This is a genomic window from Paenibacillus sp. NPDC057967 (genome assembly GCF_042887015.1).
Lineage (GTDB): Bacteria > Bacillota > Bacilli > Paenibacillales > Paenibacillaceae > Pristimantibacillus.
In genome coordinates, this window is record NZ_JBHVQB010000012.1 from 118,984 (window position 1) to 143,721 (window position 24,738).

The window sequence follows — 24,738 nt, forward strand, 5'->3', positions numbered from 1 at the left end:
CTGTTAGATTCCCTTTTTGCGTTTCTTCCGTTTGCTCTCAATAATCGCATAGACGAGCAATCCTACGACCGTTGCCACATAGGGGAACGTCGAGATCAGCTCTGATGGTATTTTCAAAATTTGCAGCGCATTCGCCATCGCATTCGTCGCCCCGAAGATTAAGGAAGCGATGAATGTCCCAATCGTGCTGCCTCCGCCAAGCGCTTCCGCCGCGATCGCGATCCAGCCCCGTCCGGCCGTCATATCTCTCGTGAAGAGTGACAGATAGCCCATGGACATGAACGCGCCGCCGAGGGAAGCGAAAAATCCGCTAAGCAACAATGCGATAAATTGAATTTTGGCTACGCTGATGCCGACCGATTGAGCCGCCTGAGGGTTCTCGCCGACCGAACGAATCTGCAAGCCCAGCGGCGTTCTCTTCAGCATATAATACACGCCTGCCACTGCCAGCAAGGAAATGTACGTTAATACGTTATGGCCGGAGAGGATCGGTCCCAGCACCGGAATATCCTGTACCAGCGGAATATGCAGGTTCGGCAGCACTTTGCTTTGCAGAGAAGTCGAAGTGCCTTTGTCCCCGCTGACCAAATAAAGAATAAAGACCGTTCCGCCCGAGGCGAACATGTTGATGGCGATACCGCCCAAAATAATATGCGTCTTGATCTTCAGTGTGAAATAGGCCAGAATGGCCGACAACGTAATGCCGGACATGACCGCCCCAAGCAGCCCGATCCAAGCGCTGCCTGTATAGGCGCTCACGATAACACCCGTTAACGCGCCAACGAGCATCGTGCCCTCCATACCGATATTAACGATACCGGCTTTGTTGGAGATCAGTGCCCCTAATGCGGCAAGCAGGATCGGTGTCGTAACGCGAAGGACGGAGAAAGCAAAATCCGTCGAAAAAAGTACGCTCCAGAAGCTATCCAAGTTTCTCCGCCTCCTTCAGCAGCTGTCTGTTCTTCCACATCTTCAGGAATTGCTCCGCCGAGATAAGCAGAATAATAATGGCTTGAATAATCGAGATCAGCTCCGCCGGAACATCCGACATAATGGACATCTGATCGGCGCCAATCCGAATATAAGCGAGGAACAGAGCCGCGCCTACAACCGACAGAGGGTTGTTCTTCGCCAACAAGGCGACCAGTGCCCCGTCCAGGCCGTAGCCCGGAAGATCAGACCATTGAAACCGGGAATACATCCCCAGTACTTCCACCGATCCGCCCATCCCCGCAAGGAAGCCGGCGATAAGATGTACCGTAATGATGACCCGTCCCGTCTTGATACCGGAAAACTCGGCGAAAGCGCGGTTGGAGCCCGTCATCCGCAGCTCATAGCCCCATCTTGTGTGATACATGAAGTAATGCGTGGCTACGATGCAGATGAGAACCAAGATTAGACCGGTATGAATTCGCGTCCCCGGGATCAGGTTCGCAAGTCTCGCCGTCTCCTGGAACTTGTAGGACACATTGGCGAAGGCTGCCGCATCCCGCAAGTGATAGTTCAAGATATAAAGGCCAATACCGGACAATATGCTGTTGAACATCAGTGATGTAACGAGCACTTCCGCATTCCACTTCGCTTTCATAATGCCGGGGATAGCAGACAGCAGCGCCCCGACAGTCGAGCCGGCCAGTATCGCTACAACAGGATGGATAAAGCCGTTCATGCTGGCGTAGATCGCGACAATGGCAGCAACTACACCCGAAATATAGAACAAGCCTTCCGCGCCGAGATTGAATAATCCGCTGCGGAATAGCAGGACAACCGACAGGCCTGTGAACATGAGCGGAATCGCCATCTCAATCACATTGCCGATCTGTGCCGTAGTCGACAGCGGCCCCATCAGGAAAATTCTGATTGTCTCCAGGGGCTGTTCGCTGATCATAGCAATGATGAGGAAGGCGATAACTAGCGCGATCGCAATCGATATCAGTGTTCTTATGGCATCAAAGTACTTGAGCATCTGACGTTACGCCCCTCCCTATGTGTTCACCCTGCTGTTTTTTCAATCCGAGCATATACAGTCCCAGCTCTTCTTCCGTCACTTCAGACGGCTTATCGAATGCAGCAACCAGCTCACCGCCGTACATGACGTACAGCGTATCGCTCAACTCCATAATTTCATTCAAATCGGCCGAAATCAGCAGTATCGCGCAGTTCTGGCTTCTCATCTCCAGCAGCTTCTGGTGGACGAGCTGAGCCGCCCCGATATCGACGCCCCTGGTTGGCTGCTCGGCAATGAGCAGAATAGGATCGGTGGAGCATTCCCGCGCCACGATAACCTTCTGCATATTGCCGCCGGACAGCATTCCAATCGGCTGTGCAGGGCCGGAGCATCTGACCTTGAATTCCTCAATCAGCTTCTCCGCCAGACGTATAATCGACTTTCCTTTCATAAAGAGACCCTTATTCCAGTCCCTGCTGCGATAACGCGTGGATATGATATTGTCGGAGATGCTCTCCTCTTTGGCAGCTCCTTGGCTCATGCGATCCTCAGGCACATAGGATATGCCTAGCTCCCGAATGGCACGCATATCCAGGCTGACGATCTCGGAGCCGTTCACCTTGGCCGAGCCCTGTACCCGGCCGCCAAGTCCGCCCGTAAGCGCCTTGACCAACTCGGCCTGTCCATTCCCCTCTACGCCGGCAATGCCGACAATCTCACCCGCACGGATCGTGAGACCGATATCGTTCAACGCTTTTTTGTCCAAGGCATTGACGTACGTAATCCCTTTGACATCCAGTACTGGCGGTCCATAGAACGATTCAGCCTTATCATATTTGAGCACAACATCCCGGCCGACCATCAGCCGCGATATCTCCTGTTCGGTGACGTCCGCCATATCGAAGACGCCTGCGCTTGTTCCGCTGCGCATGATCGTGATGCGATCGCAGATCGCCTTCACTTCCTTTAATTTGTGAGAGATGAAGACGATCGTATGGCCTTCCTGCTTCAACACCAGCAATTGCTTGAACAGCTCATCGGTCTCTTGCGGGGTCAGAACGGCTGTCGGCTCGTCCAGAATGAGAATCTTCGCTCCGCGTAGGAGCGCTTTCAAAATTTCCACCTTTTGCTTCATGCCGACCGACAAGGACTCCACCTTCGCCCTTGGATCAACCGTCAGCTGGTACTTCTCCGACAGCGCCTGCGTCATGCGCACCGCTTCTTCATAATGGATACCAAGCCCTTTCTTCGGCTCCATACCAAGCACCATATTCTCCGCTACGGTGAAAGACGGCACCAGCATAAAGTGCTGATGGACCATGCCAATGCCCTTCGCAATCGCATCCTGCGGCGTTTGGAAACGCATCTGCTCGCCTCTCAGCCGGATTTCCCCGTCACTTGGTGCTTCCATGCCGAACAGGATTTTCATCAAAGTCGACTTGCCGGCCCCGTTCTCTCCAGCCAGAGCATGAATTTCGCCTTCTCTCAGCGAGAAGTCGACGTTGCGGTTGGCTGTAACGCCATTCGGATAGACCTTGGTGATATTGCGCATCTCCAGCACGTTCTGCCGCATCAATGTTCTCCCCTTAGCCCCTCGCAGCATAGCGATGGCGGCCTGATAGAATTGAAGGGAATTCTTCGCAGCCGAAGAACTCCCTTGGTTATTTTAGCTAAAAGCTTGTATGAATCCGTGTGTTATGGCTTAACGGAATTGCGGATTTGGTCAACATCGGAAGTCTGCATGCCCATGGCATTGCTTACTTCGATCTCGCCGGCAATCAGTTTTTTCTCGATTTCAACCAGCTGAGCTTTGATGTCCTCGGATACGACCGCGTTGAAAATGCTGTTGCGCACGATGCCTACGCCGTCTTGCTCCAGGCCTACAACATCCAGCTTGCCAAGCTCCAGCGTACCGGCTTTGATGCCGCGAACCGCATGAACGATCGCTTGGTCGATTTTTTTCACAGAAGAGGTAATGATCAAATCTGCTTTTTCTTTATCCGTACCAGCCATCATTGTCGCCTGGTCGGAGTCTACACCGATTGCGTAACGGCTTTTCTCCTTCGCTGCGTCGAACACGCCAAGGCCTGTTCCGCCCGCTACGTTGAAGATAACGTCAACGCCGGAGTTGTATTGCAGCAGGGACAGCTCTTTGCCTTTGCCCGGATCGGCAAAGTCGCCTGCGTAAGATACGGCAACCTTGATGTCTGGAACAGCGTATTTGGCACCCTCGATGTAACCAACCAGGAATGCGTTGATTGCAGGGATATCCATGCCGCCCAGGAAGCCGATTTTCTTGTCTTCGTTCGCATGCGCCATGTCGGATACGCTCGTCAGAGCCGCCGCAGCGCCTGCCATGAAGGATACTTCATTCGTTGCGTAAGAAATCGCGTATACGTTAGCTGCCGCTTCTGGGATGTCAGTATCATAGTTAATGAACTTCTTGTCCGGGTGCTTCTCAGCTGTTGCGTTCAGAAGCTCCGTAATTTGGGACCCGCCAGAGATGATAACATCCCAGTCTTGTGCCGCTACGGAATTGAATGTCGGCTCCCACTTCGTGGTGTCAACGCCCATCTCGATAACTTTCGTCTCTGCTTGCAGGCTGTTCGCCACTTGCTCAAGACCGCTGTTCGCCGCATCGAAGAATGATTTGTCGCCAAGCGTACCCGGTACAAGCAACACAACTTTCAAGTTGTCCGATTTGGAACCGGAGTTGTCCGGTTTCTCGTTCGCCGGACCTGCATTTTTGCCTCCGCCCGAACAGGCCGCAATCAACATCACAGCAGCCAGCACTAAAGCCAATAAACTTCGTTTCATCATTATGCCCCCTATAGGTAGGTTTGGTTTATTTCTTCACAGCTCATCTTCTCTATTCGCTATGAAGTTTACGATATGCTTCTTTCAATGATATGATTGTACCAAACAACGCCCTTATATTTTATCTTGATTCGCTCATATTTCTTATATGATTTGGCTAAATCAACAGATGGGAGCAACGGGCATGAACAATATGGATTTTCTGTTCTTCTCCAGACGGCGGGAGAAGCACTATATCCCTTCTCACTTTCACGAGTGCTTTGAGCTCGTCTACTATTACGGGAAGGGCCATACGAAGATCGGTTCCACACCTTACCATTTCCGCAAAAACACCTTTGCCCTCGTCGCCCCCTTCATCGAGCATGACGAGCTGCATCTGCATGAAGCGGACGTCCTGTTCGTTGGTTTCTATAGTGAACGCGAGGGACTGTCTTATCTTAATGGCGTATTCGAGGACGATCAAGAAGGTACGATTGAAAATATATTGCTGCGGATGAAAGACGAGTTCGTGAAGCAGCAGGATGACTTCTCGGACATGCTGAACTTGCTAGTCGGGGAGCTGTCGATTCAGCTGATCCGGCTGATTGGCGCCCGGAAGGCGCCCAAGCAGCAATCGGATCGGATGAATTATGTGCTTAACTTTATGGATGAGCACTTTCGCCAAAAAATATCCATTCAAGCGCTTGCCGATCTCGCGGGATACAGCTACGGACGGTTTCGCCATTTGTTCAAGGAGAAGTACGGCGTAGCTCCGCTTCAATATTTGTATGTGAAGCGGCTCAACTATGCAAGATCCTCGCTCATTCTGCACCCGGAGAAGCTCGTCTCGGAGGTTGCGCTCGATGCCGGGTTTGTCAACGATGCGCAATTCTGCAGCATGTTCAAGCGCGAGAACGGCATCTCTCCCAAGCAGTATCGGCTCTCCAAAGTATGGAGCAACGATTGAAGCAAGCCGCTGCTGATGCTGTGTCCAGCAGCTTGCAGATGCATGCAGCGCAGCATGCCCCTTCCAAACTAAAAAGCAGCATCCCGTTCTATCTGGGCTGCTGCTTTTCTCTAGTATGAACATTACTCCGGGCGAGCCAGCGTAAACCGTTCGCCAAGCTTGGCGTAATCATGTCCCGCCAGCCGGCTTACCGGCTTCAGGCCGTCCGGATCAATTCGTCCGTTCTCATAAAGTGAATCTGCAATATGGAAGCGTACGACCCTGCCGATCAGCAGATCGCATGCTGGCGAATCTTCAGTGCCGCCAAGCGGCAAGGCATGCTCCAGCACACATTCCATTCGGATACTCGCTTCAAGCACACCCGGCACCTTGATTCTGTCGCTAGCCACCGCCGTCAGCCCTGCAAGCTCTACTTCACTGACATCCGAAGCAACCTGGGCCGCTGTCGCATTCATCGCTTCCACATACGTCTCATCGGCGATATGGACGACGAAGGCGTCTTGCGCCGCAGCATTTCGCGCCGTATCCTTCTGTATGCCGTTCTTTCGCTGCACAGAGACGGACACCATCGGTGGATTGGAGGACACAATGTTGAAGAAGCTGAACGGTGCGGCATTCAGCACACCGTCTGCCGACAGCGTCGTTACCAGAGCGATCGGTCGGGGAATAATGCTGCCGATCAACAGCTTGTAGTTGTCCTGGGCGCTCTGGTGCTCCGGGTCAATAACGATCATACCGCTTCCTCCTAAATCAAATATTATAAACACCATGGTTATTAAGCAGGTAATCAGCATTAAATGGGATGAATTGAAGGGGGTAATAAATACGATTACACAAGCACGGTGTTTTTCAAAAAAAGTTTATGAAAGCAAGGTTATAGACACTAAATAAATTCGAAAAAAGAGTATTCATATTTGACTAACGCTGATCTTACCGGGGCAAACAAAATTAAATTTACTGTTAATCACTCTTCTGGAAATCTACTTGTCAATTATCCAACCATTCACTATACTTATACTGGTGAATTTTATATAGGGCAACCAAGTTATCAAGTGCTTCAGAGGAATGAGTCAGCTTTGAGTATCTTTTGGCATCATACTAATTTTCATTCGTCTACTAGGAGACTAATCAAATGAAGAATAAAATTAAAATATCAGTCATTACTTTAGTTTTCTCTACTATAATTATATCTTTAATGCGCCTGTTCGAACGAACCCAGCATGATAACACTTGGTATTTCATATCAACGTATATGTTGTTTATAACACCTGTTTTGTTTTTTATTGCAATACCAGTCTCTTTCTTAGTCGATTATATCACAAAAAATAATCAATCATTTCGTGGTATTAGCTCACTTATATTACTACTTGTAATATCACAGACCTTACTTTTTCTAGTTTACTCCATATACAATAATTTCAAATTCGATCATATAGATAACATCAAAGAATATATAAGTTATTATGGCCCAACTATTATACTAACACTCATAAATTCAATTATTTATTTCACTGTTAGTGAAATATTTCGTCCGAAAAAATAATATCCACCTGCCATTCTCAACACTAGGCTGCATCCATTTCCTCCAAATATCATACCTTTCTGAACAATATTCACAATTAGCCAAATCATTAAAACACTTGATAATAACCTTAACGAAGAATGCGGCTCATTGCACTAATACCTGTAACACTTTACAGATCTTCTCCAGTCGAAATTCGGAGCGCTGGTCTTCGATGAACTGAAATCTTGTTTCAGTTCTTGCTGAGAATGTGCATTGTTTTCTTATAGCGATTTCCTCTTCCGCCATACTACTTCGCTAAAAAGTATCCCCTTTTACTAATATTAACCGCCAGGTATCCGAAAAGCTTTTATGAGCAGCAATTATTTCCATAAAAACAAGCCCGTGCATCTGCACAAGCTTGTGTGTTCATTATGTTTACTGTGATTTAGACGCTTCCTCCTCAAAAAGTTCTCTTGAACCATTCCGCAGCGGCCGAAACCTCTGTGCCGGTCAGCTGATGCCCGAATCTCTCCCAGTAGGTCGTCACCTCGGCTCCTGCTTCGCTCAGCAGCGCCTCCAGATCTCTTGTTTCTGACGGCGGACAGATCGGGTCGTTCTCGCCTGCCCCGATGAAGACAGGCAGCCCATCCATATTTGGCAGCTCTACGCCGCGAATCGGAACCATCGGATGATGCAGGACAGCGCCCTTCAGCGTATCCTTGTAATGGAAGAGCAAGCTCCCTGCAATATTCGCCCCGTTGGAATAACCAACTGCCACAATATTGCCGCGGTCAAATCCGTATTCCGCCGCTGCGCTGGCCAGGAACTCATTGAGCTCTTTCGTACGGAAGATCAAGTCCTCAATATCGAATACGCCCTCCGCCAGTCTGCGGAAGAAACGGGGCATGCCGTTCTCCAATACATTGCCTCGGACGCTAAGGACGGAGGATGCAGGCGACAGCCTCTCCGCCAGCGGCAACAGATCGCGCTCCGTGCCTCCCGTTCCATGCAGCAGCAGCAATACCGGCGCGTTCGAATCGGTCCCTTTTATGAATAGATGCTTCATCATTTGTTCTCCTCCAATTCTCTAACTTCAAATGGCAGCAGATTCTTCTCGATCTCACCCCGATGCTTCTCGTACCATTCCGGCAGCATCAACTTCTCACCCAGATGCTCTGGCTCTTCATCTCTTGCAAAGCCCGGAGGATCTGTTGCGATTTCGAACAGAATACCGCCTTCTTCGCGGAAGTAAAGGGCATTAAAGTATTGACGGTCTACGATTGGCGTTGGCTGATAGCCATGCGCGGCTACATGCTGCCTCCAGACAGCATGCTCGGCGTCATCCACAGCTCGCATTGCGATGTGATGCACGGTACCGTGCCCTCCTTGGCCGTGAGCCATAGGAGTTGCGTTCACTTCAATGACATTGCCCAAATCGCCGAAAGCGCGGTAGCGTACAAAGCCGGCATCCTCGCCGACTTTCGTCAAGCCCATCACGACTTCCAGCAGCTTGCCTGTCGATTCCGGCGCTGTACTGAACAGTACCGCTCCGCCAAAGCCTTTGATCGCTTTGTCAACTGGAATGCCACCGAACGACCAGTCGCTGTTCGGACCTTCCTCCCGCGCCACAATTTCACCGCGCAAGCCGTCCGGATCGGCGAACTGTAAGTAGCGCTCACCGAAACGCTCCGTTTCCTGAATCTCTACGCCAAGTCTCACAAGGCGTTCCTTCCAGAACTCATATGCACCTGCTGGCACCACATAGCTCGTAATGCCGACTTGCCCGCCGCCTATACGGCCCTTGCGCGAATCCGCCCAAGGGAAGAACGTAATAATCGTTCCCGGGCTGCCCATCCGGTCGCCGAAGTACAGGTGATAAACCTCTGGGGCGTCGAAGTTGATCGTTTTTTTCACAAGCCGCAGTCCCAGTACCCCTGCGTAAAAATTCGTGGTTTGCTGAGGATTCCGAACAAATGCCGTAATATGGTGAATACCTGCTGTTTTGGTTGTCATGTCCATCTCTCCTTATTATCTTTAATTTAAGATATATGTTCTGCAGAAGCAGCCCTCTTGCTCATCCTCCGCCGGATAACGGCTGGACAAGCTCTAATGATAGGACTGCTGTGCGTATTTGCCTAGCTTCTTCAACAGCTCGCTGGCCACCTGCTTCTCTTCGTCGGATAATCCGCTGGCAGCCTGCTCGATAATCGTAGTATGCGTCGGGAACACGGCTTCTATGAAGGCGCAGCCCGCGTCTGTAACCTCCGCATAAATCAAGCGGCGGTCTTCCTTGGAAGCGCGTCTGGCAACGAGCCCTTTTTTCTCCAGCTTATCCACTACATACGTAATATTGCCACTGCTCATCAGCACCTTGCCTCCAATTTGCTGCAAGGGCTGCGGTCCTTTGTGATATAGAAGCTCCAGCACGCCGAATTCGGTTCTATTCAGTCCATGCTTGCGTATATCGCGGTCGGCATGGGCATTGATCCACTGGCTTGCTCGGGATAAGGCAATGTATAAATCGAGTGCTTCATTGGTCCCTTGGTTCGCCATGTGCGCCTGCCTCCTTTATTTCAATTTGCATTATCTTAAATTAAAGATATCAGAACATAAGCAAGATGTCAACCCCGTCAGATGAAGCTTTTTTATTCACGATCTTTCTCTCTTCAGCACTAGCATACCACCTTGTCAGGCAGCCTATTCCCGCATCATCCGATGCGCCCCCACACCCCCGAAGCCCTCCACCAAAAAAACGCCTGCCACACAGAGGCATCTGTCGTGGCAGGCAGCGCAGCTTACTTGCTATACATGAACCGCTGCTTTGTCCGCTTCCTTATCCGGCCGCACAAGCGCATGCTTCTCCCATGCCCGGCTCTTCCATCGGAAGTAAAAGATACAGGCTCGGAGCCATTCGTCAGCGGCAATCGCCAGCCATATGCCGACAAGCCCCATATTGAAATGGAAGACGAACAGATAGCCCAGCGTCAAACTCATGCCTACCATGGAGAACATGCCGACGAAGAGCGGATACTTCGCATCGCCGGCTGCGCGCAGCGCATTGACGATAACCAAGTTGATCGTGCGTCCTGTCTCCAGCAGCAAGCTGTACAGCAGCACCTGCGCTCCGATGCGCAAGACATCGGCATCGTCGGTGAACATGCCGACAAGCTGCTCCCGGAACAGCATCACTAGCGCAACAACAATCAGTGTCCCAATGATCGCCGAGCGCACGCTCATCCAGACGCGCTTATAAGCGTCGTTCGGGCGAGCCTCACCGACCAAACGACCGACCATAATCGATGTTCCCATGCCGATTGCGAGTGCAAACAAATAGATGAACATCGAGATGTTGGTCGCATATTGCTTGGCGGCTAGGGCCGCTTCGCCCAGGAATGTTGTATAGAAGATAAAGATAATCTGGCAGCTCTGATACATCACCTGCTCCAGAGCGGAGGGAACGCCAATCTTCAATATCTTGCCGATGTATTCCTTGGATAGATTAAAGTAATAGCTGAACTGGATGCGTACCTCCATAATGCGGTACAGCAGCCAGAAGAAGACAACAATCGCCAGCAGCCTGCTCGCTACGGTCGAGATCGCCGCACCTTCTACGCCAAGTGCCGGCATACCAAAGTTGCCGAAGATCAGAGCATAGTTGCCGATAATATGAATCACGTTCATACCAAGCGATACGAACATCGCTTCCTTCGTAAAGCCATGAACACGAATAATTGCGGCCAGCGAGTTAATGATCGCTTGCAGGAAGATCGCCCCGCCCACGATGGCCAGATAGCTGTGCGCGAACTCATAGACTTCGCCTTGCAAGTTCAGTGAGCGCAGCAAAAATCCGTTGAACACGACGAATAGTACGCTCATCACGATACCGACAAGCAAGTTAAGCGTAACGGCAATTGCCGAAATTTTGGACGCCTCAAAAAACTTCCGCGACCCGATGTATTGCGCTACAACGATGGATGCCCCGTTACCGATAACCTCCAGCAGCAGAATAGAAATATGCAGAAATTGATTCGCCGCGCCGACGCCCGATACCGCATTGTCGGAGATCGCACTCAGCATGAACGTATCTGCAATACCCATCATCATAAATAATGATATTTCCAAAAATATAGGCCATGTCAGGTAGAACAGCTTTAAATCCTTCGTACCCTTGCCTTTGCCCGTTGCTGTCTCTCCAGCATGCCCTTCCATGTCATCACCTTCACTCTTCATCATGCGCTATGCCCCTAGAGGCTTCTACCGTATCGTATCGTAGCACACAAAAGAAAAAGTTACATCAGCGATTATTGGTAAAAAAGAATGTGATTTTGTGTTGCGCCTATTTTTTTCTGCGAATGGCATGAATGATCAGCAATAGTATCGGGAGAAATATACCAAAAGTTGAAACATAAGGCACCCACACGCTTCTATTATATTCTTCGCTATGCATCACATTAGGATGTACAATCAGCGACACTACGACCAGAAGCATGCCCATAGGAAGCACGAGAGAACGATAGTCTTTCAGATTGAAGAGCTGCTTCATGCCAAGCACTGCCGCATAGAAGTAAAGGCTTACCCGATAAAAGATCGTAATAAACCACATGATGGCCATCACGATCTCGATACGCTGCAAAAAGTGGCCCACATTAATTTTTTTGGCCAACGCATAACTGGGATAGGTCTGTCTGGCTGTCATATCCGTACCAAGCACCGTAATGCATAATACAATGATAATAACGAGTACTATCCCCGAGATCATTGCACCTCTATAGAACCCTTTGCTTGCCGCTTTCGGCCGATCGACCTCTCCCGGGAAAACCGCAAGCAGAAAGAAGGTGGTAATTGAAAGTACGCTTGTGAAGTACATCGTTGCCCCGACCATGCTCTTCAGATCCGACTCCAGCATAGGCTGAATCCGCTCGATACGAATCTGCGGCGATACGAATACCACCAAAACAATAAAAAGAAGCACAAATACAGGGAACAACAGCTCTGCAGAACGTGCAATCGTCTCAATCCCCATTCGGATGCCCATAACCACCACAATGGCAAATAAGATGTTAAACGCTTGAATTGGCGTTGCCTGCATAATTTGAGTCGTCATAAAGTTGCCGATAAAAAACAACACTTCCGACGCCGTAACGAGACAAAAGCAAATAATCGTTGCGATTACGGCTTTACCCAGCCACTTCCCTAGTACTTGCTCAATCGTTTCAAACAGCGATTTCTCTGAATTCAGACTCCCTACCGCTACATAAAGCTTCGTGAGAACCAATCCGATTCCAAGACCGAGCAAAGCAGCTATCCATCCATCCTGCTTCACAATGGAAGTCACCGTTGCCGGTATAATGAGTATGGGGGTTCCAATGGAGAAGAGAATAACCAGAATACTAAATTGGCGGGCATTAATTTTTTCCTTGGACCTCATGGCCGCAGCTCCCCCTTTCCGTGCCCTGCGGCACGGCGAATCGCGTAAGCGGCCAGCAGCAAGAGCGGCAGAATGACACTGAACGTCATGTCCATGTACGGCCAATATATATCCGCATTAAGAAACTCAATAACATTTGAAGAGATCAGCACCGCGAAAAACACCAGCAGCATCCCGAATGGAAGCTCCATTCCCTTCTCGCTGCGAAGGCCAGCCGTCTGAGCCACGGCGATTTGAAGGGCGTTAAAGAAAACCGCAGATTTAATAAAGGAGGTGAGCAGCCACATAAAGGCCAATAGAACCTCCAGCCTCTGAAAAAACTTCCCTACGTCAATTTTTTTGGCTAATGCATAGCTGGGATACATACTTCTCGTCGCATAATCGGGACCAAGCACGAGAATAGAGAGCAAAATAATGAGAAGCAGCACGAGTCCTCCAAACAGCGCCCCTTTCAAAAAACTGGAGCGGACCTTCTCAGGCTTGTCTACGCTGGGAATAACCATTAACAAAACGGCGAGCTCCATGAAGGGGTAAGCGGTCATTGTAATCGAGCCGCGCAGGATCGGCTTTAAGCCTCCATCCCAGAAGGGAAGCAGATGATTGACCTTTATATCTGGTATTAAGAACAAGAAGAATACAAACAAAAGCAGTAGCAGGAACGAGAAAAAAAACTCACCCGTACGTGCAATTGTCTCCATCCCTAGTCTTGCAGCCATAACCAATATCCCCGCATACATGATATGGATCGCTTGAATTGGCGTCTCCGGCATCATCTGGGTCGTCATAAAATCTCCGATTTCCCTGGTGTGAGCAGCGAGAGAAAGGAACAAATAAAAGATAAAACAAATGGATACGATTTTACCCAGCCACTTCCCGAATAGCTTCTCCACATATTGCACCAATGTGAGACGGGGATATAGCTTGCCGATCGCGCTTAGGAGCCATACGATCAATAAGCCCGCACATAGGCCTACGAGAGCAGAGACCCAAGCATTCTGCTTTGCGGCGCTGGTCGGTATGGTCGGCAGGACAAGCATGGAGTCGCCAACTGAAATATAGGCAGCCAATAAAGCAAATTGTCTGCCGCTCATCATTTCGTTCATCTTCATGCTTTCATCCCCTGTTAGTTCAGCGCGCTATCTAGCAATTGGCCAATCGGCCTGTATATGTAAGACACCCAGTCCAGCGGATTCGGCAGCGGAATATGGAGGCTCTCCGCTATGCCGACTCCCGTACCGAGCAGCAGGAGTATTGAAAAAAGCCAGATCTCCTTCACTTGCCGCTTCTTCCATAAACCTGGCAGCTCCAACATAGCAATAATGACGGCTGTCGTTAATATGCCTCCAACTGCAAGCATTACGATCCTACTCCTTTAAGTCATTTAAGAAAGACTCGCCTATCGTTCCAATTCTTCTTATCTTTACATCCACGTTATATCGGATTTCCATCTTGGAGAATTGTTCATCCCAATTTTCTTTGGCTTTGCTCCAGTAGCGCGGATTAGCCCGATGCACCGCGTCCCCGAATCCGAACACATCGCACTTCAACCTTTGCGCTTTCTTCACGGCTTGCTCGGCATGCTCCTTCAAAACATCCTCAGCGGCTTTCTCCAGATCGATCAGCGTCTTGGATGTTGTCAGCTTAATTCTGCATTCGACATCGGCCACATTCGCTTCTGTATGCATGACGACCTCGGCTTCCGGTTTCCCGTTCCTTACCTTCGCCTTGATGGTCGTTTTAGACCGAATCACTTCGATCCCGAGCTTGCCGCCGCTTGGGCAAGTAGTCTCCACTACCGTGCTTTTCAACCGGTCCGTAATATTGCTGAAACCCTTGCTTTCATCGTCATTCATCCAGGCGATCAGCTTATCCTCTTTGAACATAGCAATGCCTTTATATTGAATATGAGTAGGCGTATCCGGCGTCTCGATATTCTTCCGTTTGCTGCCCTGTTCAGGATCCCCATGAATCACGATGCCTGTTAACGTCGCTTGAATGCCGGGACTCACAATGTTGGTAATCAGTTGGTCCAATTGGACGGCAACCGTCGGCGCCCATGATCTGGCGGACACCTCCAGTGAATCGAACATCTTGGATGCCGGAATCTTCTCGATCGGCGTCAGCACCTTCAGCACTCTTTCCGCTGTTGTTCCTTTGGCTACGACAATATAGAAGTCCGTACGCCCTTCCTGGTCCCGTGACATCAAATCAAGCACCTCGCCCATGCCCTTCCTCGCTAGTTCCTCGCCGATGACAAATACCCTCAAATGGGAGAAGTACAGCTTGCGCGGCGTGACGGTCGTCATTTTGCGAATCGCCTCGAATACCGTATCTCCTGTTGCATGGTACGTCGAGACGGGGGACAGACCGCTACTGCCTTTCCTCGAGGCGACCTCGCCCGGATCGACCACCTGAACGGTAACGAGGTATTTGCCCTTAATCTGATCGATGCCCAATGCGGCAACGATGGCGAGATCATTCAACTCGCGGCGATTCCAGCATCCGGTTATAAGAGGCACAAGCAGAAGTAGAATGATGAAGCACCATCCTGCTTTACGCGCCATTACAGCTTCCCTCCTTCCAACACAATTGGCATTTATGGCTTGGGCCTCGCGGACTTGGGACTCTGCTGTCGCTGTCGGTTGCTTCGGCTCACAAGTCTAGGCCGGGTGAATTGCACCCAGTGGGGCATCCGGAAGATCGCATCCTTCTGATCCCTAATAATGAGCGGGGCAAAGGGGCTCATATAAGGCACGCCAAAGGACCGTAAACTGCTGACATGCAGCACAATGGCAAAGGTACCGATAATAATGCCGTATAATCCAAAGGTGGCGGCCAAACCCATCAGAGGAAAACGTAGCATACGCATCGTATTGGCCAAACTGTACGAAGGGAAAACAAAGCTGGCAATCGCCGTCGTCGATACGACGATGACCATCGCCGCAGATATGATTCCCGCTTCAACTGCAGCCTGCCCGATGACCAAGGTTCCAACGATCGAGACTGCCGGACCAATCGTACGAGGCATTCGAAGACCTGCTTCCCGCAATATCTCGAAGGCCACTTCCATCATGATCGCCTCGATAAAGGCCGGGAAAGGAATGCCTTCCCGCTGTGCCGCCAAGCTGTACAGCAGCTGAGTCGGCAGCATTTCTTGATGATACGTTGTGATTGCAACGTAGAGTGAAGGTCCAAACAGGGCGATAAATACGCCAATGTAACGCAGTATTCGGATAAGGGTACTAATATCAAACCGATGATAATAATCTTCTGCTGCGTGGAGAAAGGACACGAACAACGCCGGTACGATAAGCACCATCGGCGTTCCGTCTACCATGATGGCAATCTTCCCTTCGAGCAGCTCTGCTGCGACCACATCCGGCCGCTCGCTGTTATAGATCGTTGGGAAGGGCGTATACGTCTCATCCTGAATAAGCTCCTCGATATATCCGCTCTCCAGTATGCCGTCGATATCAATACGGTCCAGCCGGAGGCGCACTTCCTCCACGATTTTGTCGTCTGCGATGCCTTTGATGAACATAATGGACACATCGGTCCCCGTAACCCGCCCGATCTGCCTCGTTTCCAGCCATAAATTCGGGTCCTTGATTTTCCGCCGTATCATAGCCGTATTCGTACGCAGCGTCTCTGTGAAAGCTTCCTTCGGACCTCGAACGACCGTCTCTGTCAACGTCTCGTTAATCCCGCGGTCTCGCCAGCCTCTGGTTCCCGCCGCAATCGCGGAGGCGTAGCCATCAACCAAGATGATCGTCTCGCCGGACAACAAGGCATTATACAAACTTCCATAATTGCTGATTTCACTCGTATCGCTAATGCTCAGAACATCGTTCGCCAACGCCTGAGGACTTGCGTGAGCGGTGTCTTCTCCTTCTCCCTTCATCATTCGGTCACGCCTCATAGCTGATTCAAGAATAAATTCGGAGACGGATTGCTTATCCGCTAGACCGTCCGTATAGATTACAGCTAACGCTGGACCTGTGCTGCCTGGCAGCCCTACCTCTCGTATGACGATATCATTGCTGTTGCCAAGCTGGCTTCTGATCAGCTCCAGGTTGTCTTGAAGGCTGGGCATGATCGATTTTGCTTTCATCGCCTGATCCTGATCCTGAGACTGATCATGTGCGGCCGGAGTTTTTTTACCCTTCGCTTCCTTCATATGGACCACCTTTGAGGTTATATGATATTAGTCCATTATGAACATCATTAGACAATTTTAGACATTTTCTTCTCCAGCGGATGTCGCTTCCGCCACGCTTGACTCCGCTCCTGTTTCCAGCTATTCTTATAATCAATACTTGAAACATACAGCTACAGCCATGATGGGAAGTAGTACCCGATTCTTCTGTGTATGCCCTAGCGAGCCGGCGACTGGTGAAAGGTCCGGCGCATCCGCATTCGGCGAATGGATCCCATCGCTTCAAACCGAACCGGTAAGCCTTGCATCGGCTTATGACAGTAGGCTTTGACGGACTCTCCCCCCGTTATCCCGGGAGACATGATCGAAAGTATGCAAGGGACGCGGCAACGCGCTTATTGCTCCGTTCATGGCTAAGAGCGGCCAATGGCCGAATTCGGGTGGTATCGCGGAGTTTACGCTTCGTCCCTTGCAGGGGGACGGGCGTTTTTTTATTGCCTTGGTTCCCCAATCAACTCAAATTATGGGAGAAAAGAGGAATGCACAATGGGTAAACGTATCTTGTCCGGCATTAAGCCAAGCGGCGATTTAAACATCGGAGGTTATGTAGGAGCGCTTCAACAGTTCGTGAAGCTTCAAGAGGAATATGAGGGCTTCTTCTTCGTGCCTGATCTGCACGCCATTACCGTTCCGCAGGATCCGAAGGAGCTGCGTGAGCGCTCCCGCCAAATCGCGGCGCTCTATGTTGCCGCAGGCGTAGATTCGGAACGCAATACCATCTTCATGCAGTCGCATGTGCCGGCTCATGCCGAGCTGGGATGGATTATGGAGACGCAAGCTTACTTCGGCGAGATGAGCCGCATGACGCAATTCAAGGAAAAGTCCGACGGCAAGGATGCCGTCAGCTCCGCTCTGTTCACGTACCCGGCACTGATGGCTGCCGACATCCTCCTCTATCAGGCCACGCACGTGCCGGTAGGTGAAGACCAGAAGCAGCATCTGGAGCTGACACGCGACCTTGCTGCCCGGTTCAATAACCGATTCGGCGAAACCTTCATCCTGCCGGAGCCAGTCATCCAAGACGTAGGTGCGCGAGTCATGGGGCTGGATGATCCATCGAAGAAAATGAGCAAAAGTAACCCGAACCAAAGCAGCTACGTCCTTCTGTTGGATACGCCAGCCGCGATCCGCAAGAAGTTCTCCAGAGCCGTGACGGACTCCGATATGAGCGTCCGCTACGACTGGGACAACAAGCCGGCCGTCAGCAATCTGATCGAAATCTATTCCGTCTTCTCCGGCGAGTCGATTCCGGTCGTCGAGAAGCGCTACGAAGGCCAAGGCTACGGTACGTTCAAGAAGGAGCTGGCAGAGGTTGTCATCGACAAGCTTGCTCCGCTGCAAGAGCGTTATAACGAGCTGGTCCATTCCGAAGAGCTGGACCGCATCCTCAAGGAAGGCGCACGGAAAGCCTCCGAGGAAGCGCACAAAACACTGGACGCCGCCAAACGCGCGATGGGTTTGCTGACGTTCTAGGCTTGATATGCATGAAGAAAGGGCACCCTGCAGGGTGCCCTTTCTTTGTCATGGATTCTCTTAGATATTCTCAGGAGTGGAATAGTAGCCGTGCTTCTTATGAAAGACATATGGCTGTCCCTGATCGTCCTGGAACAGAAAATGCGTCTCGTCATCTCCGATATAATTCACGTTTTCAAAAGCACGCATCATAATATGTTCCGCATCTTCCTTTGCAAACGCAAATTCGGAAGCACGACTCTTAATGTCGCCGATCTGCCAATTCTCCCCGGAACGCAGCAGTTCAATCTCCATATGTCTGGATACGGTATACTCTTGATAGGAATGGCCGAATGTCTTGAAGCTGAGCCGCACTTTATCGTCATCGTCCCTGGACAGTTCCAGGCTCGGCTCATACATATTGACTGCATAGAGCAGATCATTTGGCTCCAGCAGCCAACCCGGGTTATGTTCGTATATCGTTTGCCACGGGTCCAGTCTCTGCTCGGCATTGTACTTCAGCAGTTCAGGCCGCAGCTCTTCGAACGAAGGAGCCTCTTCCTTATTGGCGAATTTCAATTCCGCCGCTCGAACCAACACCATTAATGTCTCATATTCAAGCTGATGCAGAATAGTCGCATATTCGTTCTCATACGCCGCATCGCGCAGCCAGTGAGGCCGCTCAGGCTCGCTGCCTGTCTGTTCATCATCTACCAGTGTCGGCAGTTCTTCCTCCGTCAATGTCGGCGCAGGAGATGCTGTCGCAGGTTCCGACGGACTTTGCGTGGCGTTATCGATCTGAAACGTCAATGGAGTAGAAAGCGGCGACGGCGAGCCCTCCACTGCAGCTTGATTCGGCGTTCCCTTCTGACAACCGGCTATCATGATAGCAAGGATCGCCACTGCGAGCAGTCCCGCCGTTCTGTGCAACGCTCGATGCCTCTCTCTTGTCATCACCGTACCTCCCGTTTCCCTTTTCCAAATAGACGCTTCTAAGCAGTTAATGGTTACAACAATTCGGCGAAGTCTTCTTTAGAAAACAAACAACTCACTACCAAACCATCGCTTTAATGGGTCTGCTCCATTCCTTTGCAATTACCAAACGCCCATTCTCTTTCGTCAATTTCACTTGTCCCTGATATTCATGCTCTTCCAGCCGCTCGCCTGACCCGTTTTTGATGCGCACAGGTATCCGGTATTCGTAATCGAACACATCGCTTTCCTCTTTCATGGATGTCAATTTGACCTCGCCAAGCTCGATATTCTGCTTATTCTTAGCTGCGTAGACTAGATACATGATAAATTCCCGGTTGAGAAGCACTTTAGAGCCTTCTTCGGTGAAAAAAGCTTTGATCTTGCTCTCCTGTTCGGTAACGAAGGAGTCATCTTGGATATTGATTTGACGGTAATCTTTTACTTCCAGCATCGCTTTTTTATAATCCGTAATGAGCTGCTTGGCATCCTTCTCTTCTGCGGAAGTTTCTGAGCAGGCAACAAGCAACAGAGACATGGCAATCATGATGGACAGCATTCGTTTCATGTTCTTCATCTGAGTAACCTCCTTACGGTAGACAACGCTTTTCTGGCGCTCGTCCAGTTGTTGGATATCACTTTATATCACTCATCCAAATTATGTTATGATTACCCTATTAAGTGATAGTAGATGCGAGATTCACGATTCGTGTAAATCAGGGGGGCATTGCTGCATATGAGTATACCGGCTGTTATCGGCATTGACGGAGGCGGTACGCATACCCGAGTACTTGTATGCGATTTGGAGGGACGTCAGCTAGCTTATCTGGACAACCCGTGCGCTGCATCCATATACAAAGATTCTAACGCTGTTCATAACGTTCGAAACAGCATCATTGAAGCACTGGCCATCGCAAATAGTAGCCCCAAAGACGTACGCTGTGTCGCTGCGGGCATTGCCGGCTATGATAAACCGGAGGACCTCGCCTGGGTATCCGAGCTGACCGCGCTGCCTGGACTTCATTGCCCCAAGCTGCATATGAATGATGCGGTCGCGGCACATGCTGGCGCATTACGGGCGAGGCCCGGCATTGTAGCGATCTCCGGCACCGGATCGATTATTCTAGGGATAAACGAATCACGCCAGCATATCCGCAATTACGACTTTCGCCACTATGCGCACAGCGCTGCGCGCTTTTTGGCTTATGATGCTGTATATGAAGTGCTTGCCGGCCATGCCGGAGCTTCAGACGAAGCTTTAGTCGCATCCATGCTTCGTCACTGGGAAGCAGCAGATCTTGATAGTTTGACTGCAATAGCCCGTCAAGGCTTCCACTCCGACAGCAAGGAGAGGGACAAGCATTTCGGGCAATTCGCGCCTGTCGTTACCAATGCTGCGGAAAGCGGCAGCTCGATCGCTATGGCCGTCTGCAATCGAGCTATCCATCAGCTTAAAGTCGGCATCGAGCTGATTGGCTCTTCCTTCAGCAGCGATACAGTGGAGACCGCTTATATCGGCAGTGTCATCCGCAGCGGCTATGTATCCAGGCGACTGTCTGAAGAGCTGGCTCAAGGCAGCAATAAACGGTACTTGGCAATGGAGCCTGCACTGTCGCCTGTCGCGGGCGCTGTATTACTGGCTTATCAGGAACTAGGTATCGATGCGCCGACCGATTCGCTTCTCCAGGTCTCTTAACTGCTGCACAACTCATCCTATCTTTTTTCTTTCCCTTCTTCTTAATACGCTTCATCCAAATACTGGTTCCGCGTCGTCAAGCAAGCACAAAGAAGCCGAGCGGCAATGCCTCGGCTTCTTATGTATAGATTGAATGCATAACGCGGATGTTTTCAGTCGATTGCATCCACTAATTATGGCTGGTTTGCTCCGTTTAAGTCGGTCACTCCGCCATTTTGATGCCCCGGTTTTCTCCAGCGCTTTTCCGATAATAGTACCCAATATAATCACTAAGCCGATGCCAGTGATCGGTACTGATTGTCCGGACAGCTTGCCGACCAAATTCGTGCCAAGCGCCAGAATATAGGGGGCAGCTATAATCGATAAGAACGGATGAAGCTTCCACTTGGCCGTTGCGAATACGATAAAGATCATACAGGCGAACAATAGACCTGATATAATGGGTCCCAATTGAATCACTTCTGCGCTAAGAATCATACGCATACTCCTAAGCTTTCGTATGAATGATTCGAATCACTTGCTCGGCTGCATCTTCAAGCAGCGGTCCTGTACGCGCCATCGCTTCCTCCAATGTCATCGGCCGGTTTACGATGCTCAGCACCGCTGACACGCCATGCTCATACAGAACGTCCACTCCCTCGCCGACCGAGCCAGCGAGTATAATGACCGGCACACGATGTGCTTGTGCAAGCTTGGCGACGCCGTAAGGCGTCTTGCCGCCAACCGTCTGAAAGTCGACGCGGCCTTCTCCCGTCAGAACCAGATCGGCGCGCTGCAAGGCCTCCTCTAATCCGGTAACACGAGCTACAATGGCTACACCAGACTCCAGCTTCCCGTTCAGAAAGGCCAGAATGCCACCAGCCAATCCGCCCGCCGCTCCTGTACCGGGGATATGATGGATGGCCGTTCCTAGCGTCTGCTCGATCACATCGGCGAAGTGCTTCAAGCTCTCGTCGAGCTGGCTTACCATCTCCGGTGTTGCGCCTTTCTGCGGCCCGAACACAGCCGACGCACCCTTCGGACCGATAAACGGATTATCTACATCGCAAGCAATGATGAACTCGCATTCGCCAAGCCTCGGATCCATGCCGTCCGTCTGCACACTATGGAGCTTTGACAACTCGCCGCCCCCGAAGCCGATGTCTTCCCCATTCGCTCCGAGCAGCTTTACTCCTAAAGCCTGCAACATGCCCGCCCCGCCGTCGTTGGTCGCACTGCCGCCAACTGCCAATATAAATTCCCGGCAGCCTTGATCCAATGCGGCTGTAATCAATTGGCCAAATCCGTAAGTTGTAGTCTTCAGCGGGTCCCGCTCATGGCTTTCGATCAAGTACAGACCGGATGACATCGCCATCTCGATAATACAGGTCGTGCCGTTGCCGAGTATGCCGAACCCGGATTCGATTTCCCGCCCCAGCGGATTCAGAACCGTACGGGTCACGAACCTCCCTTCCGTGGCGCTAATCAAACATTCCATCGTGCCTTCCCCGCCATCAGCCATCGGCATTACTTTGATAACGCTTTCAGGATAAGTCCGCCTGATGCCTCTCTCCATAGCCAATCCTGCTTCCTTGGCCGACAAGCTCCCCTTGAAAGAATCGGGTGCGATCACTATTTTCATGCCAAAAACCTCCTTCTTGCAGCCAAACGTCTATGCCCTGAATTACCCTTAGTATGCTTCGTTTTGTCTATCTGTCATTCATTATAGGAGACTCGCGTCAGCCGCAACATGCTGTGCAGCATTAAACAATACTCCCCTACATCGTAGTGTTGCCCAGTTCAAAAGTAAAGACCTGGTCTAATGCAGCGTCTGCTGCATGAAGAAAACTTGTGACTCCCTAAAGCGGAAAAACATGCGGAACCATAAACGCCAACCGCCATTAATCGGCCTGCCCAAATGAAAACAGCAGAAAAGGGAGTATCCCTCTTCTGCCCTGTTTGAATGGCATGCTAGTTTTGGAGCCGGTCGGCGTAGATCGCCATGGCGTCCCGCATGAATACCGCGAGCCCTTCTCCGAATTGATCGATGTTTTTCGTAAAACGCTGGTCATCGACATACATTTGTCCCAAGCCTTTGAAAGCCTCCGGCGAATAACTCCCCATCTGGCTCAGCATTCGGTACCATTCTCCGATAGACTGCTGCGCGGCTTCCGAAGCCGGGTCGGTGTGACGGAGATCAGCCAGTCTCACATATAGCTGATTCATATCCTCCTGGAACTTTTCCATTTGCCCTTCTTTTTTCATTTGGGCTGCCTTGGCGTTCGACTCGTCGACCGCTTTATCTCCCCAGCGCTCGCGCGCCTCCTGCTCATAAGGGTTGCTGCTGAAATCAAAGCCTTGAAATTTCTCTTTATGCGACATTTGAACCTCTCCCTTCGCATGTTGGATCGTCTTCGCCACGGTCTGAAGCAGCATATCTATGTGCCTCTTCTTCTCGACCAGCATTTGCTCGTGAAGCCTAAGCGCCTCCAGCCGGTCGAAATCCGGACTTGTGACGATTTCCTTTATTTTTTTCAAAGGAAAGCCAAGCTCGCGAAAAAATAAAATTTGCTGCAATTGCTCCAAATTCCGTTCCGAATAGACCCGGTAGCCGGATTCGGTCAGCTGATCGGGAATAAGCAATCCGATTTCATCATAATGATGCAGTGTGCGCACACTGATCCCGACCAGCTTCGCAACTTCTTTTACCTTCATAGCGTCTTCGCCCCCTTGCAAGCTTTACTTTAAAGTATTACGCAACGTGAGAGTCAATATGTGATTTGATTTATTTTTTCTTAACATCAATCTAGCAAAAACATGCGGTTACCCCGCTTCATCCACCCACGCCAATGATACTGCCCTCTTATACAATATACTAGCTTGAAAATATGAAGCAGACGGAGGGATCCTTTCTTGTCCATTCTAAAGCAAGTTAAAAGCGTGCTGAAATCGAAAGAAGTCTCGCAGCTGATTGTCGAATACGGAAACGGCAGCACGAAGGAATATTCACTTGACGGCAAAAATGGCAGCAAGTCCGCGATCAAAGACATGCTCAGCTCCATTAAATGGGGAGATGTCGCCGAGGTTCAGTTCGTCCTCGACGATGATGACGATGATGACGATGACGACGATGATGACGAGGTAAACGTTCATTCTGTCGATGATGACGATGATGACGACGATGACGACTACAGCGATTACGACGATGACGATGACTACGGCGATGATGACGATGACGACGATGATGACGATGACGACGATGATGACGATGACGACGATGACGACGATGATGATGACGATGATGACGATGATGAAGATAACTAGGACTAACTAGAGGTGTCCAACCCTGCCCGGGAGGCAGGGTTTTTTTATTCGGTGAGAAGTGGTAAGGCGGTTTTCAGCTTGGAGCTTCGTTGGGTGCTCGATGCGGCTCTGCAAGCCGAGTTTTTCGGCTTGGAGCCTCGCTGGGCGCTCGATGCGGCTCTGCAAGCCGAGTTTTTCGGCTTGGAGCTTCGCTGGGCGCTCGATGCGGCTCTGCAAGCCGAGTTTTTCGGCTTGGAGCTTCGTTGGGCGCTCGATGCGGCTCTGCAAGCCGAGTTTTTCGGCTTAGAGCTTCGCTAGGCGCTCGATGCGGCTCTGCAAGCCGGGTTTTTCGGCTTGGAGCTTCGCTGGGCGCTCGATGCGGCTCTGCAAGCCGAATTTCTCGGCTTGGAGCCTCGCTGGCGCCGCAGATGCCCGGCGCGCCACGCCCCTCTATCGGCGCAATGACAAAAACCCCCT

General features: G+C 50.7%; 24 protein-coding genes. 5 read left to right on the top strand and 19 right to left on the bottom strand.

Annotated features, from left to right (window positions below):
- Positions 1-3: 3 nt before the first annotated feature.
- The 4 genes from ACFVSO_RS26095 to ACFVSO_RS26110 form a co-directional block, all read right to left on the bottom strand.
- Positions 4-930 carry an ABC transporter permease gene (locus ACFVSO_RS26095; protein ID WP_387479646.1) on the bottom strand — a complete coding sequence of 309 codons (927 nt, stop codon included), beginning with the start codon at positions 928-930 and terminating at the stop codon, positions 4-6.
- A complete protein-coding gene (locus ACFVSO_RS26100; protein WP_387479648.1) occupies positions 923-1,966 on the bottom strand; it encodes an ABC transporter permease in 1,044 nt (347 codons plus the stop codon). Before ACFVSO_RS26100 ends, ACFVSO_RS26095 begins: the two co-directional genes overlap by 8 nt.
- The gene (locus tag ACFVSO_RS26105; protein ID WP_387479650.1) at positions 1,950-3,521 is read right to left on the bottom strand and encodes an ABC transporter ATP-binding protein; all 1,572 of its coding nucleotides are present in this window, start codon (positions 3,519-3,521) and stop codon (positions 1,950-1,952) included. The genes ACFVSO_RS26100 and ACFVSO_RS26105 overlap by 17 nt, the downstream gene beginning before the upstream one ends.
- A 122-nt stretch (positions 3,522-3,643) precedes the next feature.
- Positions 3,644-4,768 (bottom strand): BMP family ABC transporter substrate-binding protein, encoded by a 1,125-nt coding sequence (locus ACFVSO_RS26110; RefSeq protein ID WP_387479652.1) that lies wholly within the window; start codon positions 4,766-4,768, stop codon positions 3,644-3,646.
- A 181-nt stretch (positions 4,769-4,949) separates the two neighbouring features.
- On the opposite strand from ACFVSO_RS26110, the gene ACFVSO_RS26115 reads away from it, so the two are divergent.
- Entirely contained in the window at positions 4,950-5,711 is a 762-nt protein-coding gene (locus ACFVSO_RS26115; protein ID WP_387479654.1) for a helix-turn-helix transcriptional regulator, read from the top strand.
- A 122-nt stretch (positions 5,712-5,833) separates the two neighbouring features.
- Here the strand turns inward: ACFVSO_RS26115 and ACFVSO_RS26120 are convergent, their stop codons facing one another.
- From ACFVSO_RS26120 to ACFVSO_RS26165, 10 genes are all read right to left on the bottom strand, one after another.
- Positions 5,834-6,445, bottom strand: a complete 612-nt coding sequence (locus tag ACFVSO_RS26120; protein ID WP_387479656.1) for a flavin reductase family protein — start codon at positions 6,443-6,445, stop codon at positions 5,834-5,836.
- A gap of 1,230 nt (positions 6,446-7,675) precedes the next feature.
- The gene (locus ACFVSO_RS26125) at positions 7,676-8,281 is read right to left on the bottom strand and encodes an alpha/beta hydrolase (RefSeq protein WP_387479723.1); all 606 of its coding nucleotides are present in this window, start codon (positions 8,279-8,281) and stop codon (positions 7,676-7,678) included.
- A complete protein-coding gene (locus tag ACFVSO_RS26130) occupies positions 8,281-9,228 on the bottom strand; it encodes a ring-cleaving dioxygenase (RefSeq protein WP_387479658.1) in 948 nt (315 codons plus the stop codon). Before ACFVSO_RS26130 ends, ACFVSO_RS26125 begins: the two co-directional genes overlap by 1 nt.
- Positions 9,229-9,321: 93 nt before the next feature.
- Positions 9,322-9,768 (bottom strand): MarR family winged helix-turn-helix transcriptional regulator, encoded by a 447-nt coding sequence (locus ACFVSO_RS26135; protein ID WP_387479660.1) that lies wholly within the window; start codon positions 9,766-9,768, stop codon positions 9,322-9,324.
- A 249-nt stretch (positions 9,769-10,017) separates the two neighbouring features.
- Positions 10,018-11,424, bottom strand: coding sequence for an MATE family efflux transporter (locus ACFVSO_RS26140; protein WP_387479724.1), 1,407 nt, complete (start codon positions 11,422-11,424; stop codon positions 10,018-10,020).
- A gap of 127 nt (positions 11,425-11,551) precedes the next feature.
- Entirely contained in the window at positions 11,552-12,643 is a 1,092-nt protein-coding gene (locus ACFVSO_RS26145) for a GerAB/ArcD/ProY family transporter (protein WP_387479662.1), read from the bottom strand.
- The gene (locus tag ACFVSO_RS26150) at positions 12,640-13,752 is read right to left on the bottom strand and encodes a GerAB/ArcD/ProY family transporter (protein ID WP_387479663.1); all 1,113 of its coding nucleotides are present in this window, start codon (positions 13,750-13,752) and stop codon (positions 12,640-12,642) included. Before ACFVSO_RS26150 ends, ACFVSO_RS26145 begins: the two co-directional genes overlap by 4 nt.
- A 14-nt stretch (positions 13,753-13,766) precedes the next feature.
- Positions 13,767-14,000 (bottom strand): hypothetical protein, encoded by a 234-nt coding sequence (locus ACFVSO_RS26155; RefSeq protein WP_387479665.1) that lies wholly within the window; start codon positions 13,998-14,000, stop codon positions 13,767-13,769.
- 7 nt (positions 14,001-14,007) lie between these two features.
- Entirely contained in the window at positions 14,008-15,207 is a 1,200-nt protein-coding gene (locus ACFVSO_RS26160) for a Ger(x)C family spore germination protein (RefSeq protein WP_387479667.1), read from the bottom strand.
- A 32-nt stretch (positions 15,208-15,239) separates the two neighbouring features.
- Positions 15,240-16,820, bottom strand: coding sequence for a spore germination protein (locus tag ACFVSO_RS26165; protein WP_387479668.1), 1,581 nt, complete (start codon positions 16,818-16,820; stop codon positions 15,240-15,242).
- A gap of 525 nt (positions 16,821-17,345) precedes the next feature.
- Between ACFVSO_RS26165 and trpS the strand changes: the two genes are divergently transcribed.
- Positions 17,346-18,332, top strand: a complete 987-nt coding sequence (gene trpS / locus ACFVSO_RS26170) for a tryptophan--tRNA ligase (protein ID WP_387479669.1) — start codon at positions 17,346-17,348, stop codon at positions 18,330-18,332.
- Positions 18,333-18,392: 60 nt separating this feature from the next.
- Here the strand turns inward: trpS and ACFVSO_RS26175 are convergent, their stop codons facing one another.
- On the bottom strand, positions 18,393-19,265 hold the full coding sequence (locus ACFVSO_RS26175) for a hypothetical protein (protein ID WP_387479670.1): 873 nt from the start codon (positions 19,263-19,265) through the stop codon (positions 18,393-18,395).
- Between the two features lie 97 nt (positions 19,266-19,362).
- Positions 19,363-19,860 (bottom strand): hypothetical protein, encoded by a 498-nt coding sequence (locus ACFVSO_RS26180; RefSeq protein WP_387479671.1) that lies wholly within the window; start codon positions 19,858-19,860, stop codon positions 19,363-19,365.
- A gap of 159 nt (positions 19,861-20,019) precedes the next feature.
- Between ACFVSO_RS26180 and ACFVSO_RS26185 the strand changes: the two genes are divergently transcribed.
- The gene (locus ACFVSO_RS26185) at positions 20,020-20,979 is read left to right on the top strand and encodes a BadF/BadG/BcrA/BcrD ATPase family protein (RefSeq protein ID WP_387479672.1); all 960 of its coding nucleotides are present in this window, start codon (positions 20,020-20,022) and stop codon (positions 20,977-20,979) included.
- Between the two features lie 51 nt (positions 20,980-21,030).
- On the opposite strand, the gene ACFVSO_RS26190 is transcribed toward ACFVSO_RS26185, so the two are convergent.
- From ACFVSO_RS26190 to ACFVSO_RS26200, 3 genes are all read right to left on the bottom strand, one after another.
- Positions 21,031-21,456, bottom strand: a complete 426-nt coding sequence (locus ACFVSO_RS26190) for a GntT/GntP/DsdX family permease (protein WP_387479673.1) — start codon at positions 21,454-21,456, stop codon at positions 21,031-21,033.
- A 10-nt stretch (positions 21,457-21,466) separates the two neighbouring features.
- Positions 21,467-22,600, bottom strand: a complete 1,134-nt coding sequence (locus ACFVSO_RS26195) for a glycerate kinase (RefSeq protein ID WP_387479674.1) — start codon at positions 22,598-22,600, stop codon at positions 21,467-21,469.
- Positions 22,601-22,929: 329 nt separating this feature from the next.
- Entirely contained in the window at positions 22,930-23,673 is a 744-nt protein-coding gene (locus ACFVSO_RS26200) for a MerR family transcriptional regulator (RefSeq protein WP_387479675.1), read from the bottom strand.
- Between the two features lie 198 nt (positions 23,674-23,871).
- Between ACFVSO_RS26200 and ACFVSO_RS26205 the strand changes: the two genes are divergently transcribed.
- Together ACFVSO_RS26205 and ACFVSO_RS26210 are read left to right on the top strand one after the other, a co-directional pair.
- Complete coding sequence (locus ACFVSO_RS26205) at positions 23,872-24,282, top strand: hypothetical protein (protein ID WP_387479676.1); 411 nt, start codon at positions 23,872-23,874, stop codon at positions 24,280-24,282.
- Between the two features lie 78 nt (positions 24,283-24,360).
- A complete protein-coding gene (locus ACFVSO_RS26210; RefSeq protein WP_387479677.1) occupies positions 24,361-24,579 on the top strand; it encodes a hypothetical protein in 219 nt (72 codons plus the stop codon).
- Positions 24,580-24,738: the final 159 nt, after the last annotated feature.

Bases quoted from the DNA above. Each gene is read 5' to 3' on its own strand.
- ACFVSO_RS26100 (WP_387479648.1), bottom strand. From the start codon at position 1,966: ATGCTCAAGTACTTTGATGCCATAAGAACACTGATATCGATTGCGATC.
- ACFVSO_RS26105 (WP_387479650.1), bottom strand. From the start codon at position 3,521: ATGCGGCAGAACGTGCTGGAGATGCGCAATATCACCAAGGTCTATCCG.
- ACFVSO_RS26110 (WP_387479652.1), bottom strand. From the start codon at position 4,768: ATGATGAAACGAAGTTTATTGGCTTTAGTGCTGGCTGCTGTGATGTTG.
- ACFVSO_RS26115 (WP_387479654.1), top strand. From the start codon at position 4,950: ATGAACAATATGGATTTTCTGTTCTTCTCCAGACGGCGGGAGAAGCAC.
- ACFVSO_RS26120 (WP_387479656.1), bottom strand. From the start codon at position 6,445: ATGATCGTTATTGACCCGGAGCACCAGAGCGCCCAGGACAACTACAAG.
- ACFVSO_RS26125 (WP_387479723.1), bottom strand. From the start codon at position 8,281: ATGAAGCATCTATTCATAAAAGGGACCGATTCGAACGCGCCGGTATTG.
- ACFVSO_RS26130 (WP_387479658.1), bottom strand. From the start codon at position 9,228: ATGACAACCAAAACAGCAGGTATTCACCATATTACGGCATTTGTTCGG.
- ACFVSO_RS26135 (WP_387479660.1), bottom strand. From the start codon at position 9,768: ATGGCGAACCAAGGGACCAATGAAGCACTCGATTTATACATTGCCTTA.
- ACFVSO_RS26140 (WP_387479724.1), bottom strand. From the start codon at position 11,424: ATGGAAGGGCATGCTGGAGAGACAGCAACGGGCAAAGGCAAGGGTACG.
- ACFVSO_RS26145 (WP_387479662.1), bottom strand. From the start codon at position 12,643: ATGAGGTCCAAGGAAAAAATTAATGCCCGCCAATTTAGTATTCTGGTT.
- ACFVSO_RS26150 (WP_387479663.1), bottom strand. From the start codon at position 13,752: ATGAAGATGAACGAAATGATGAGCGGCAGACAATTTGCTTTATTGGCT.
- ACFVSO_RS26155 (WP_387479665.1), bottom strand. From the start codon at position 14,000: ATGCTTGCAGTTGGAGGCATATTAACGACAGCCGTCATTATTGCTATG.
- ACFVSO_RS26160 (WP_387479667.1), bottom strand. From the start codon at position 15,207: ATGGCGCGTAAAGCAGGATGGTGCTTCATCATTCTACTTCTGCTTGTG.
- ACFVSO_RS26165 (WP_387479668.1), bottom strand. From the start codon at position 16,820: ATGAAGGAAGCGAAGGGTAAAAAAACTCCGGCCGCACATGATCAGTCT.
- trpS (WP_387479669.1), top strand. From the start codon at position 17,346: ATGGGTAAACGTATCTTGTCCGGCATTAAGCCAAGCGGCGATTTAAAC.
- ACFVSO_RS26175 (WP_387479670.1), bottom strand. From the start codon at position 19,265: ATGACAAGAGAGAGGCATCGAGCGTTGCACAGAACGGCGGGACTGCTC.
- ACFVSO_RS26180 (WP_387479671.1), bottom strand. From the start codon at position 19,860: ATGAAGAACATGAAACGAATGCTGTCCATCATGATTGCCATGTCTCTG.
- ACFVSO_RS26185 (WP_387479672.1), top strand. From the start codon at position 20,020: ATGAGTATACCGGCTGTTATCGGCATTGACGGAGGCGGTACGCATACC.
- ACFVSO_RS26190 (WP_387479673.1), bottom strand. From the start codon at position 21,456: ATGATTCTTAGCGCAGAAGTGATTCAATTGGGACCCATTATATCAGGT.
- ACFVSO_RS26195 (WP_387479674.1), bottom strand. From the start codon at position 22,600: ATGAAAATAGTGATCGCACCCGATTCTTTCAAGGGGAGCTTGTCGGCC.
- ACFVSO_RS26200 (WP_387479675.1), bottom strand. From the start codon at position 23,673: ATGAAGGTAAAAGAAGTTGCGAAGCTGGTCGGGATCAGTGTGCGCACA.